We start from the raw sequence: 12,255 nt of genomic DNA on the forward strand, positions 1-12,255 counted from the left end.
GCACGCCGCTCAGCTTTCCCGGGCCACTTTGCCAAGATGGTCAAGGAACTGCCTACGGTTCATTTCCCCGAGCACCCGCGCTTCCTGTAGCTCTTCGCCGTTGGTTCGATAGAACAGAATGGCCGGCGGACCAAACAGCCCGAGTTCATCCAGCAGGGCCTGTTGGTCACGGGTGTTGTCGGTCATGTCGATTTGCAACAGGGTGTAGGGTGCTAACGCCTGGATCACGTCCTGGTCGCTGAACACGTTCCGCTCCATGATTTTGCACGACACGCACCAATCCGCGTAGAAGTCGAGCACAACAGGTTGCTGGTTGGCGCGGGCATCGGCCAGCATTGCGCGAATCTGTTGCGGGTCTTCGACCCGCTGGAAGTCTGCATGGCTGGCGCCGCCGCCCTGAACCTGGCCGGCAGATGCGGTAAACGGTGCCAGCGGCCGCAGCGGATCATTGGCGCCGCTGAACGCCCCTGCCAGGAGCGCCAGGCCATAGGCGAACAGTACCAGGCCCAGGCCCTTGCGTGTACGTTCCCAGCCAGCCCTGGCCGCATCAAAAGCACCCAACTGAACGCCTGTGATGGCGACCAGTAGCCCCCACATGGTCAGGCCTGCCCAGGCTGGTACCATCCGCTCGATAAGCCAGATGGCAACGGCAAGCAGCATCACGCCGTAAAAATGTTTGACGGTCGTCATCCAGTGGCCTGAGGTAGGCAGCAGCTTGCGACCGCCGACGGCCACAAGAATCAGTGGCACACCCATGCCAAGCCCGAGTGCAAGCAGGGCAACGCCACCTATGACGGCGTCCTGGGTGGTAGAGATGTAAAGCAGGCTACCGGCCAGAGGCGCAGAGACACAGGGCGAGACAATCAGTGCCGACAATGAACCAATGCCGAAGATACTGATCACCCGGGTGCCGGTCAGCTTCTGGCTGGCATCGTTCAGCGGCTCGCGGATAAACCTGGGTAGCTGAATCTCAAACAGGTCAAACATCGCCAGGGCAAACACTACAAACAGTGCCGCAAAAACACCGAGTACGAGGGGCGACTGCAGTTGTGCCTGCAGATTGAAACTGGCGCCCAGCAGGCCGGTAATCACCCCAGCGGCGGCGTAGGTAAGCGCCATGCCCAGCACGTAGCTGCCGGAAAGAAGGAGAGCATGGCCTGTCGTGCGGGTGTTGTGGCCTGAGACCATAGTGGAAATAATCGGCACCATGGGCAACACGCACGGGGTGAAGGTCAGCCCTAGCCCCAGCAGGAAGAATACACCGGCGATCATCCAGATTGACTGGCTGGACAGGAATCCGGCCAGACCGGTTGCCGAAGAGGTGTTATTTGTCGTGTTGAATGCTCCGCTGCTGGAGCCGCTGCCTGAAGCGGGTGAGGAGCGACTGCCCTGGCTATCACCTTTACCCGGATAGTACAGAACGTCCCGCGTCTGCGGCGGATAACACAGACCCGCCTTTGCGCAGCCCTGGTAGGTCACTTGCAGTTCCGCTTCCTGTATACCCTCGGGAAGGATGACCGGCACCCGGGCCTCGACCGGATCGAAGAACACCATCATCTCGCCGAAGTATTCGTCTTCGGTCAGGGTGCCGGGCAGGGAGAACTCGGGCTCGCCAATGCTGACGCCTTCAGTGACTGGAGTAATCTGTATACGGCTTTTGTAGAGATAGTGTTCCGGGGCAATATTCCAGGACAGGACAACGCTGTCGCCTTCCGTGCTGTGGTTGAAGGGCAGCGCCTCGTCTACGGGCAGGAAGCCGTTGTTGCCGCCACCAAACAGGGAGCTTCCTGAGTTGCCAAAGGCCAGGGCGGAGGCCGGAAGCAGGGTAAACAGCAGTGCCAGCAAGGCCACGAGCTGGGAGACCGGGCGGCGCAATCGTTGATGGGAGTCCGGAATAGCTGTCATGAATTCTTCGTTATCCTGGGTGTTTCCAATGGGGCGGTATCGCGGCTCGTCGCCTTGGTGCCAGTGACATCATTGCCATGGCAAAGTTCCCTCTGGTATTGCCTGCATTAAAGTCGCACAATAGCCAACCGATGAATCACAATCCAGACGATCTTATCATGCTGTTCAACGACCTGTTCCGGGAATCCTTCCGGACCATTCTGGTCAGGGGCAGTGACGAACCGGAGTACCTGCCTGCCAGTGAGCCAGACGGACTTGCCCGGGTAGTGTTTGCCCACGGTTTTTTTGCCAGTGCCCTCCACGAGATTGCCCATTGGTGTATAGCCGGTGAGCATCGGCGCACATTGCACGATTACGGATACTGGTATTGTCCGGATGGTCGCAGCCCGGAACAACAGCAGGCGTTTGAGCAGGTGGAGGTCAAGCCTCAGGCTGTTGAATGGCTGTTTTCCCTGGCGGCCGGCTCTCGCTTTCATATCAGCGTTGATAACCTTGCCGGCAGCGGCGCGGCCAATGAGCAAGGCTTCCGCCAGAATGTGCGCCTGCAGGCCTCCCGGTATCTGGCTCATGGCCTGCCATCAAGGGCTCAGCAATTTTTCGATACACTCAAGTCTTTCTACGGGACTGCCGACAGGGTCCAGCATCACTGGAACCAGGACAAGCGCCGTTTGGCGCCCATGGCAACCGAACACGACCAATCAAGGATAACAGAACCTCTATGACAGCTGACCTAAAACCTACCGGCGATTTACGCTTCAGCGATCTTAACCTGGACAAGCGTCTGCTGGATGCCATCAGTAAAATCGGATTTGAATACTGCACGCCCATTCAGGCCGAAACCCTGCCCTGGACCCTGGCTTGCGAAGACCTGATCGGCCAGGCCCAGACCGGTACCGGTAAAACGGCAGCCTTCCTGATTACTGCGATACAGACTCTGCTGGAAACACCGGTGGATGAAAAAGACCGGTTTGCCTCTGAGCCCAGAGTGCTTGCCCTGGCTCCAACCCGTGAATTGGCGATGCAGATTGCCAAGGACGCAGAGCAGCTGTGCCAGTACACCGGCCACAATGTGGTCACCGTGGTGGGCGGTATGAACTACGACAAGCAGCGTGAGCAGTTGCAGAACGAGATTGTCGACATTCTGGTGGCAACCCCGGGCCGGTTGATCGACTTCCTGGGCTCCCAGGACGTGTTTCTGGACCAGATCGACATCCTGATTCTGGATGAAGCAGACCGTATGCTGGATATGGGGTTCATCCCCGACGTCAAACGTATTATCCGCAAGTGCACCGGCAAAGAAGATCGCCAAACCCTGCTGTTCAGCGCCACCTTCAACCAGGACGTTCTGAACCTAGCGTCCATGTGGACCCAAAATGCAGAGTTTGTGGAGATCGAGCCGGAGCAGAAAACCGCCGAACGGGTAGAACAGACCGTGTATCTGGTGTCTGACGACGTCAAACTGCCGGTGCTGGTGAACTACCTTAAACGTCCGGAAGTTGAGAAGGCCATTGTGTTTGCCAATCGTCGTGACCAGTGCCGGGATCTTGAGGAGGATCTGAAGAATCAGGGCGTGAAAGTGTCCCTGATGTCTGGTGAGATCGCCCAGAACAAACGGTTGAAAACCCTGGATCAGTTCAAAAAGGGGCAGATCCAGGTTCTGGTGGCTACCGATGTGGCAGGCCGGGGCATTCACGTGAATGGCGTTACCCACGTATTCAACTACAACCTGCCTGAGAACGCCGAAGATTACGTACACCGGATTGGTCGTACCGGACGCGCAGGCAAGACCGGTGTTTCCGTCAGCTTTGCCGGAGAAGACGACTCTTTTGCCTTACCGGAGATCGAGAAGTACATTAGCCAGAAGCTGAAAACCGCGGTGCCAGACGAAGACTTGATGGTCACCTTGGATAACCCGCCGATTACTCGCAAGCGCGGTGGTCGCCGCCCCCAGAGTGGCCGCGGGCCGGCAGGGCGGGGCGGTTCGCGGCCCCGGCGCAACTGAGTCGCGTTGGTGTAGGGCGATTTAGGGTAATGGAGACCAGGTCATGCTGATCGTTGCGGACGAGAACATTCCTTTACTGGACGCGTTCTTTGGTGATATTGGAGAAATACGCCGGGTTACAGGGCGAACGCTGAGCCGTGAGCAGGTGCAGGATGCGGATATCCTGCTGGTTCGTTCGGTGACCCGTGTTAACCGGGAGTTGCTGGAAGGCAGCCGGGTTCGTTTTGTGGGTACTGCGACCATTGGCACAGACCATATTGATCTGGAGTGGTTGCAGGCTCAGGGCATCGGCTTTGCCGCCGCCCCCGGATGCAACGCCAGCAGTGTGGCTGAGTATGTGTTGTCGGTGGTATCGCTGTTTGCTGAACGACGGGGGTTGGACGATTGGACATCCCTGACGGTTGGTATCGTTGGCGTTGGTAATGTCGGTGGCCAGCTGGCTCAATGCCTGGAGCGCCTCGGTTTTGAGGTGCGCCTGTGTGACCCGCCGAGGCAGGAACGGGAACCCGGGGCTGAACCGCCCTTTGTCAGTCTCGCTGAGGCGCTGGAGTGTGACGTGGTTACCCTGCATACGCCATTAACCCGCCATCAGCCCCATGCCACCTGGCACATGGTGTCAGACCCGGAACTGGCTTCGATCGGCGCCGATCAGCTGCTGATCAACGGTGGCAGGGGAGAGGTGGTTGATAACGAGGCTTTGATGCGCCGGCTGGAGCAAGCCGATGCACCGCTGGTGGCCCTGGATGTCTGGGAGCACGAGCCCGGGATAAGTCCTGATCTTGTGGACAAGGTATGGATGGCGACGCCCCATGTTGCTGGCTATAGCCTGGAAGGCAAGATGCAGGGCACGGAAATGGTTTATCGGGCGCTGTGTCAGTTCCTGGGACTGCCCATACGCAAAAAAGCAGGCCAGTTTTTACCTGAACCAGCGGTCAGCAAAGTCTCGTTTACCAGTTCCGCCGAGGAAGATGAGGCCATTCGTACGGCACTGCGGGTCTGTTATGACCCAAGGCGGGATGATGCCAGGCTGAGACTGGCTATGCGGGGAAATCCGGAGCAACGGGCTGTGGCGTTTGACCGCCTGCGCCGGGACTATCCGGTGCGCCGGGAGTGCTCCAGCCTGAAGGTTCAACTCAAAGGGACCAGTAAATCGCTCCAGGACGGTTTCCGTGCGCTGGGCTGCAAACTCAAGATCTGATCAACATTACCTGATTGCACATACAAAGGGGCGCCGATAGCGCCCCCTTTTGTTTTCTGTCAAACCCTGGCGTTCTGCAGAGCTGCGATGCGATCCTCCAGTGGTGGGTGAGTCATGAACAAGGCTGCCAGGCCGGCCCGGGCGCCGCGATTAATGCCGAAGGCCTGGAGGGTATCGGGCATTTGATCCGGCACTTCACTTTCCTGCTTCAGGCGAGCCAGCGCGCTGATCATCGCTCCGGTACCGGCAAGCTGAGCTCCAGCGATGTCAGCCCGGAATTCCCGGCGACGGGAGAACCAGAACACAATGGTGCTGGCCAGTATGCCAAGGACAATCTCGGCTGCGATGCTGACCACGAAAAAGCCAATGCCATGGCCGTTTTCGTTCTTGAACACCACCCGGTCGACGAAGGAGCCGATGACCCGGGACGCGAAAATCACAAAGGTGTTCACCACACCCTGAATCAGCGCAAGCGTGACCATATCACCATTGGCTACATGACCAATCTCATGGCCCAGTACGGCCCGGATTTCATCCTTGTTGAAGCGGTGCAGCAGCCCCTCACTGACGGCCACCAGTGAGTCGTTCTTGTTCCAGCCGGTGGCAAACGCGTTGGATTGGGAGGCCGGGAAAATCGCCACCTCGGGCATGCCAATGCCCGCTTTCTTTGATAGCTCTGCCACGGTGTCCACCAGCCAGCGTTCGGCCGGGGTTCTGGGCGAGTCGATAACCCGGGCCTTGGTACTCCACTTGGCCATGGGTTTGGAAATCAGCAGCGAGACGATGGCACCCGCAAAGCCGAATACGGCTGCAAACGCCAGGAGCGAGCCGTAATTGATGCCTTGGTGGGCCAGATAGCTGTCAACGCCCAGCAGGCGCAAGGTAAAACTTGCGACCAGGATGACCGCCAGGTTGGTGGCCAGAAACAACAAAATCCGCATAGTCTATTCCCGTGTTAACGATCCCTGAAACTGGTTGCCTATCTGACCGATATATGTGGTCCGGGTTCACTCCTTCAAGAGCCTTACCTGGATTTAATGCACGCTCCCCGCGCCGGTATCAATGAAGAAGGAGGACTGAACGGCCAGGCTGATTCGGCTGGAACTGCCACTCTTGAGGGCCGATCTCAGCAGGTGGATATAGGTTGATAAATCCTTTTGTACGGAGGGAGGCAGTTCCGCTTCAGCGCTGTAGGCATTAAGCTCCCGTATCAACGCCTGGGGCGCCGGGGCACTGAGGCGCACAAACGCCTCGCGGGTCAGAACAGCCTGGTCCAGGGCTTCCTGCCGAATGGTGTCGACGTAGCGCAACAGGCCTTCCTCTGAAAGCCATAGGAGCGCTCCAAAGCAGGCCATGTGCCGTTTACTGTGCAGTCCGAATTCATCCGGCTCGTCTGGCCCGGCGATGTCTTCCACGAACAGGTTGATCCTTCTCGGGAACGCGGCATAAAGCTGGATCAGCGCAATAGCGACGTCCTTGTAGAACTCCTCGACATGTATGTCGGCCATATCAGCTCCGGTTACTGGCGGTAATGCTCCAGGAAATTGCCCAGGCGGCCCATGGCGTCTGCCAGGGTATCTTCCCGGGGCAGGAAAACGACGCGCAGATGCTGTTTGTCATCAATGTTGAAGGCGGAGCCCTGAACCAGCAGGATTTTCTCCTGCAGCAGCAAGTCGAGCACCAGCTTTTCATCGTTGACCACCGGGAAGTGCTTCGGGTCCAGTCTCGGGAACAGGTACAGGGCACCCTGGGGTTTGACACAGCTGACGCCGGGAATGTCGTTGAGCATGCGCCAGGCGGTTTCCCTCTGCTCATAAAGCCGGCCGCCGGGTGCCACCAGGTCGTTGATGGACTGATAGCCACCCAGAGACGTCTGGATGGCCAGCTGTGCCGGAACGTTGGCACACAGGCGCATGTTGGAAAGCATCTCGATGCCTTCGATCAGGTCTCGGGCGCGATGTTTGGCACCACTGATAATCATCCAGCCAGAGCGGTAGCCGGCGGCCCGGTAGTTCTTCGACAGCCCGTTGTAGGTGAAGAACAGCACGTCGTCGGCCAGGGAGGCAACGGAGGTGTGCTGGGTGCCGTCATACAGGATCTTGTCGTAGATCTCGTCTGACAGGATGATCAGGTTGTGCTGCCTGGCCAGTTCGATGACCTGCTGCAACAACTCTTCCGAATACACCGCACCGGTGGGGTTGTTGGGGTTGATCAGCACAATGGCCCGGGTACGGCGGGTGATCTTTTTCTTGATGTCATCAATGTCCGGGAACCAGCCCTGTTGTTCATCGCACCGGTAGTGCACCGGCTTGCCGCTGGAGAGGGTAACGGCAGCGGTCCAGAGCGGGTAATCCGGTGCCGGAATCAGCACTTCATCGCCGGTGTTCAGCAGTGCCTGCATGGACATGACGATCAGCTCACTGACGCCGTTGCCCAGGAAAATGTCGTCGATGTCGACCTTGGCGATACCCCGTTGCTGGCAGTAATGCATCACGGCTTTTCGGGCAGAGAACAGACCCTTGGACTCCACGTATCCCTGGGCCTGGTGCATGTTGTAGATAACGTCTTGCTGGATCTCTTCCGGTACATCCAGCTCGAACGCCGCCGGGTTGCCAATGTTCAGCTTGAGAACCCGATGGCCCTCTTCTTCAAGGCGACGCGCCTCACGCAGAACCACGCCACGAATTTCATAGCAAACATTGTCGAGCTTGGCGGATTTGAAATAGTTCTGCATGGGTCGCTGGCGTCCTTAACAAACAGTCTGAAAGAGGTTCCGGTAAACGGAAGCATCCTATTCTAGCGGAGGGGAGCCCCGGGGCAACAGGGGCAAATGTGTTGAATTGTGGCCAAATACGGATAGTTTGCGGCGGTTTTTGAAAGTGAACTCTGGATCACTGGCCCATTAAGACTTTCCAGAGTGTGGCTTTGCCAAATTATATTGTGCACAATGTAATTTCACGAAAATCCTCGACAGGAGTAAACGTATGTCTGGCGAATCCATTTACGATTTCAGTGTTCGTGACATTAAGGGCAATGAAGCCTCCATGGCGGATTACAAGGGAAAGGTCTTGCTGATTGTAAACACCGCTTCAAAGTGCGGCTTTACTCCGCAATTTGAGGGCTTGCAGGCATTGCATGAGCAGCTGGGCGACCAGGGCTTTGAGGTTCTGGGTTTTCCCTGTAACCAGTTCATGAACCAGGACCCCGCTAACGAGGATGCCATCAGTCAGTTCTGTTCACTGAACTATGGTGTCAGCTTTCCGATGTTTGCCAAGGTTGACGTGAACGGGGATGGCGCACATCCGCTGTTCCAGTTTTTGAAGAGGGAAGCCAGGGGCCTGATGGGGTCGGAAAAGGTGAAGTGGAACTTTACCAAGTTCCTGGTCAACCGCGACGGGCAGGTAATCCGCCGTTACGCACCCACAGCGAAACCCGCTGACATTCGCGCTGATATCGAGAAGCTGCTCTGAAATGAACGGTGATGATCAGATGCTGGCGCTCGATAACCAGATCTGCTTTGCCCTCTATGCCCTCAATCGGGCCGTCACAGCGCGGTATCGTCCCGTGCTGGCGGAGCTGGGACTGACCTATCCGCAGTATCTGGTGATGCTGGCTCTCTGGGAGCATGGCCCGGTTGGCGAAGCCGCCAGGGTATCGGATATAGGCGCCCGGTTGCGCCTGGACAGCGGCACTCTCACGCCGCTTTTGAAGCGGCTGGAGGAGCGCGGTCTGCTCATCCGGCGCCGGCAGGCAAGCGACGAGCGGTTTGTTCGCCTTAGCCTGACAGGCGACGGCTGGCGGTTGCGTGAACAGGCTCGCGGGGTGCCAGGGCAATTGATGTGCGGCCTGGATGTGGCGCCGGAGCGGTTGGTCGCCCTTCGGCAGGAGCTCAGAAGTCTGCTTGAGGTTCTGGAGCGTTCGGGGCCCAGCGATTGATAACGGCCCTGAGCTCCTCACGTTTGTAGGGTTTGGTGATGTAATCGTTCATTCCGGCTTCCAGGCAATCCTCCCGATCACCCTGCATAACATTGGCGGTCACCGCAATAATCGGCAAGTTTTGCCATTCCGGGTTGCGCCTGATGGCCCGGGTTGCCTCGTAACCATCCATAACGGGCATCTGGCAATCCATAAGAACCAGGTCGTAACGGCGCTTTTGCAACGCCTCCAATGCCCTCTGGCCGTTCTCTGCATGGTCTACCCGATGACCGAGCTTCTTCAGCAGGCTGCTGGCGACCAGCTGATTGACCTGGTTATCCTCGACCAGCAGCAGGGTGAGTTGGTTCTCGGTTCTCGCGGCCCTGGTTGATTGATCCAGCGGTTGTGAACTGCCGCTGTCCGGCAATCCTGCGGCGGCGCAGAGGCAGTGGTAGAGTTCGGTGCGTCTGAGCGGCAGCGGCAGGATAAACTGACCGGGACGGCCGGAACTGATTGAGCCAGTGCTGTCTGCCAGGATAACGCCCATTCCCAGCCAGTCATCGGCAAAGGCCTTGCACTCTTCGTCGCCAGGCTCTGCGGCCACCAGCAAGATGCCCTTTGGGTGACGGCTGGCGCTTCTGACCGGGATCGCCCAGGCCCGCAGTTGTGATTCAATTGCCAGCCGGTGCGGGTGATCCTGTGGTATGGCCATGGCGACACCTGTTTCGCACAGCCGGGTTGCAGCGGCTTCTGGCAGAGTCGGGTGTGCGGGTTCATGCACCGGCAGGGGCAGGGTGACGGTGAAATGAGTACCGGCGCCCTCGCTGGAATCCACCAGTATCTGCCCGTGCATACGTTCCACCAGTTGGCGGCACAGCGTCAGGCCAAGACCGGTGCCGCCATACAGCCGGGTGGTGTCGGTGTCGGCCTGCGAAAACGGTGAGAAGATCCGGTGCAAGCCTTCTTTGGACATGCCTATGCCGCTATCGATAACCTCCATGCGAAGGCTTCCACCGGAATAGGTGGTGCGCACCCTGACATGGCCATCGTCGGTAAACTTGACAGCGTTACTGAGAAGATTATTGAGGATCTGGCGAGTGCGCGTCGGGTCGCCCAGAAACTGCTCGGGTAGCATCGGGTCGGTTTCATTGACCAGGTTGATGTGTTTGCGGCGAGCTTGTTGGGCGTGAAGAGTTGAGCATTCCTCCACCAGGTCGCGAACGCTGAACGGAATGTTCTCGAGATTGAGTTTTCCGGCTTCGACCTTGGAGATGTCAAGAATGTCGTTGAGCAGGCTCAGCAGGCTCTCACCGGCGTTCAGGGCAATCTCCAGGCGGTTTCTCTGGCCAGCGTCCTGTTCACTTTCCAGCGCCAGCCCGAGCATTCCCAGCACCCCGTTCAGGGGGGTGCGGATCTCATGGCTCATGCTGGCCAGGAAGTTGGCCCGGGCCCGGGCCCGTCGCACCGCGTCTTCCTTGGCACGAACCAACGCCCGATTGCCCCGTTGCAGGGCCTGATTCTTTTCCGAGATCTCCCGTGTTCGATCTTCAACTTCCTGCTCCAGCTGGCTGGAGTAATTTTTCATGGCGCTTTCGGCTGCCCGCAGTTGGGCCACGCTGCCTTCCATGTGTTCAAGGTGCTGGTTGATGATGCCAACCATGGTGCCGATTTCGTCAAAACGATGGTTGGCAGGCACCGGCAGTCGGACTTTTTCCGGGGTGCTGGCCCTGACCCGGCTCAATGCTTCAATCACGTTGAGCATGGGGCGGGTCAGCACGAAATAGAAAATGCCAAGCAGCGCAACCGACAGCACCAGGCTCTTGAACAGTCCAATGACGAATGTGTTGACTGCCCGCTGGAGGAACTGCCAGCCGTAATGCCAGGTATCGATGGTGACAACCAGGTGGCCCAATGGCAGGTCCTGTAACTGGGGTACCTGGAGTTCTGTGCTGAAGATACTGCTGGAACCGAACAGCAGGTCGCTGATCCAGCGGTATCGGGAGATGGGGCTGCTTTGGCTGGCGGCCGACATGGCCTGGCCATCACTGTCCACAATCCGCGCATCTATGGTCGCCGGGTGGCGTAACAGGCCATCCAGTAGTTCCTCGGCCAGCCTCACATCGATATTGTAGGCAATCTGGGACGCCGGACTGTTACTGATCTCGATCAGTGCCCGTATGTCCTGTTCCATGGCGTCTTTCGCCGAGAAAAAGTCGAGGGTGATCTGAATCAGGTTCAGAACCAGGCCAAGAGCCATGGCCACCAGTACGGTGTCGCGGGTAAGGCGGTAGGAAAGTCTGTGCCGGAAGCTCTTTAACACGGTGAATGGTCGTCCCTGTGGCTGGTCAATTGGGTAAAGCGTGTTCCTCAGTCGTCGTAATCAGCCTTTTTCTTCCAGGTGCCATCGTCCTGCAAGAAGTTATCCCATTCCCGGTCTAGCTTTGAGTAGCTTTCGGTTTGTGTGGTGCCGTTGGCCATACTGGCTTCAAGCTCCTTGATGCGCGTTCTGAAGCTTTTGACGGCTTTCATGGCCAGCGGATTATCTTTGGATTTACCCATTTCCGTGCTGGCCAGGTGGTAGGCGTGTATGGCCTTGCGGATCTGGTTCTGCCGGATATGGTCCCGGGCCTGGAAAACGTGAAGGTCGGCGTGGGTTTTGTGCACCAGAAACAGCACATGCTTCAGGTGCTTTTTGGCGCTGGCGGTGTCGAGCCGACCGGCTTTGTGCATGGCCTCAATCATTTTGAACAGGCTTTGAAGCAGTTCTTTGACGTAGGTGGCTTTCTCCGGGGAGTCGATTCTGACCGATGCCCGGTTATCATTGTTCTCCAGTACCTGTTTCCTGATCTGTTTGATGGTGTCGAGCCATTCGTTGACCGGTTGCTCGGACTTAAGCGCGGCCAGATCGTGACAGGATTCTTCCATGCGCTTGAGCAGCAGCAGCTTGAGATCGGGAGACAGGTACTGGGCCGGAATCTCCGAGAACAGGCGGTAGGCGCGGTTGTATTCGTCTTCCCGGGCGGTCATCTTGCGAACCCGCTCAATCCGCGCCTTTTCACGCATCTGACTGATAACGATAATGACCAATGAGACGGTGACGATCGCCGCGAGCAGCAGCACAATGGTGATGGTATCCATGGCGTCGGTAATGGCTCCGGATTACAGTGAACGGACCGCCTTTGGGGGCGCGCCGCTAATTGTCAGATATTATTGGGTAACGCCCTGAAAGCCTAGC

11 protein-coding genes are annotated in these 12,255 nt (G+C 57.8%); 5 read left to right on the forward strand and 6 right to left on the reverse strand.

What is annotated here, in order from left to right; all coding sequences use genetic code 11:
- Positions 1 to 9: 9 nt before the first annotated feature.
- On the reverse strand, positions 10 to 1,905 hold the full coding sequence (gene dsbD / locus ACTZWX_RS01145; protein WP_444712390.1) for a protein-disulfide reductase DsbD: 1,896 nt from the start codon (positions 1,903 to 1,905) through the stop codon (positions 10 to 12).
- A gap of 131 nt (positions 1,906 to 2,036) precedes the next feature.
- Between dsbD and ACTZWX_RS01150 the strand changes: the two genes are divergently transcribed.
- From ACTZWX_RS01150 to pdxB, 3 genes are read left to right on the forward strand one after another with little or no spacing between them, the layout of a single operon-like run.
- Positions 2,037 to 2,627 carry an elongation factor P hydroxylase gene (locus tag ACTZWX_RS01150; RefSeq protein WP_444712391.1) on the forward strand — a complete coding sequence of 197 codons (591 nt, stop codon included), beginning with the start codon at positions 2,037 to 2,039 and terminating at the stop codon, positions 2,625 to 2,627.
- Positions 2,624 to 3,907 (forward strand): DEAD/DEAH box helicase, encoded by a 1,284-nt coding sequence (locus ACTZWX_RS01155; RefSeq protein ID WP_444712392.1) that lies wholly within the window; start codon positions 2,624 to 2,626, stop codon positions 3,905 to 3,907. Before ACTZWX_RS01150 ends, ACTZWX_RS01155 begins: the two co-directional genes overlap by 4 nt.
- 43 nt (positions 3,908 to 3,950) lie before the next feature.
- Positions 3,951 to 5,105, forward strand: coding sequence for a 4-phosphoerythronate dehydrogenase PdxB (pdxB, locus tag ACTZWX_RS01160; protein WP_444712393.1), 1,155 nt, complete (start codon positions 3,951 to 3,953; stop codon positions 5,103 to 5,105).
- 59 nt (positions 5,106 to 5,164) lie between these two features.
- Here pdxB and htpX read toward each other — a convergent pair whose 3' ends face one another.
- The 3 genes from htpX to ACTZWX_RS01175 form a co-directional block, all read right to left on the reverse strand.
- Complete coding sequence (gene htpX, locus ACTZWX_RS01165; RefSeq protein WP_444712394.1) at positions 5,165 to 6,046, reverse strand: protease HtpX; 882 nt, start codon at positions 6,044 to 6,046, stop codon at positions 5,165 to 5,167.
- 93 nt (positions 6,047 to 6,139) lie between these two features.
- Entirely contained in the window at positions 6,140 to 6,613 is a 474-nt protein-coding gene (locus ACTZWX_RS01170) for a hypothetical protein (RefSeq protein WP_444712395.1), read from the reverse strand.
- Between the two features lie 11 nt (positions 6,614 to 6,624).
- Positions 6,625 to 7,839 carry a pyridoxal phosphate-dependent aminotransferase gene (locus ACTZWX_RS01175; RefSeq protein ID WP_061330984.1) on the reverse strand — a complete coding sequence of 405 codons (1,215 nt, stop codon included), beginning with the start codon at positions 7,837 to 7,839 and terminating at the stop codon, positions 6,625 to 6,627.
- A gap of 250 nt (positions 7,840 to 8,089) precedes the next feature.
- Between ACTZWX_RS01175 and ACTZWX_RS01180 the strand changes: the two genes are divergently transcribed.
- Positions 8,090 to 8,575, forward strand: coding sequence for a glutathione peroxidase (locus ACTZWX_RS01180; protein ID WP_152437957.1), 486 nt, complete (start codon positions 8,090 to 8,092; stop codon positions 8,573 to 8,575).
- Between the two features lies 1 nt (position 8,576).
- Entirely contained in the window at positions 8,577 to 9,041 is a 465-nt protein-coding gene (locus ACTZWX_RS01185) for a MarR family winged helix-turn-helix transcriptional regulator (RefSeq protein WP_444712396.1), read from the forward strand.
- Here the strand turns inward: ACTZWX_RS01185 and ACTZWX_RS01190 are convergent.
- Positions 8,995 to 11,277, reverse strand: a complete 2,283-nt coding sequence (locus ACTZWX_RS01190; protein ID WP_444712837.1) for an ATP-binding protein — start codon at positions 11,275 to 11,277, stop codon at positions 8,995 to 8,997. The genes ACTZWX_RS01185 and ACTZWX_RS01190 overlap by 47 nt on opposite strands.
- 110 nt (positions 11,278 to 11,387) lie before the next feature.
- Complete coding sequence (locus ACTZWX_RS01195) at positions 11,388 to 12,158, reverse strand: hypothetical protein (RefSeq protein ID WP_444712397.1); 771 nt, start codon at positions 12,156 to 12,158, stop codon at positions 11,388 to 11,390.
- Positions 12,159 to 12,255: the final 97 nt, after the last annotated feature.

Origin of the sequence: Marinobacter sp. NSM, from assembly GCF_052380025.1 — a bacterium.
GTDB lineage: Bacteria > Pseudomonadota > Gammaproteobacteria > Pseudomonadales > Oleiphilaceae > Marinobacter.

Bases quoted from the DNA above. Each gene is read 5' to 3' on its own strand.
- ACTZWX_RS01170 (WP_444712395.1), bottom strand. From the start codon at position 6,613: ATGGCCGACATACATGTCGAGGAGTTCTACAAGGACGTCGCTATTGCG.
- ACTZWX_RS01175 (WP_061330984.1), bottom strand. From the start codon at position 7,839: ATGCAGAACTATTTCAAATCCGCCAAGCTCGACAATGTTTGCTATGAA.
- ACTZWX_RS01185 (WP_444712396.1), top strand. From the start codon at position 8,577: ATGAACGGTGATGATCAGATGCTGGCGCTCGATAACCAGATCTGCTTT.
- ACTZWX_RS01180 (WP_152437957.1), top strand. From the start codon at position 8,090: ATGTCTGGCGAATCCATTTACGATTTCAGTGTTCGTGACATTAAGGGC.
- htpX (WP_444712394.1), bottom strand. From the start codon at position 6,046: ATGCGGATTTTGTTGTTTCTGGCCACCAACCTGGCGGTCATCCTGGTC.
- pdxB (WP_444712393.1), top strand. From the start codon at position 3,951: ATGCTGATCGTTGCGGACGAGAACATTCCTTTACTGGACGCGTTCTTT.
- dsbD (WP_444712390.1), bottom strand. From the start codon at position 1,905: ATGACAGCTATTCCGGACTCCCATCAACGATTGCGCCGCCCGGTCTCC.
- ACTZWX_RS01195 (WP_444712397.1), bottom strand. From the start codon at position 12,158: ATGGATACCATCACCATTGTGCTGCTGCTCGCGGCGATCGTCACCGTC.
- ACTZWX_RS01190 (WP_444712837.1), bottom strand. From the start codon at position 11,277: ATGGCTCTTGGCCTGGTTCTGAACCTGATTCAGATCACCCTCGACTTT.
- ACTZWX_RS01155 (WP_444712392.1), top strand. From the start codon at position 2,624: ATGACAGCTGACCTAAAACCTACCGGCGATTTACGCTTCAGCGATCTT.
- ACTZWX_RS01150 (WP_444712391.1), top strand. From the start codon at position 2,037: ATGAATCACAATCCAGACGATCTTATCATGCTGTTCAACGACCTGTTC.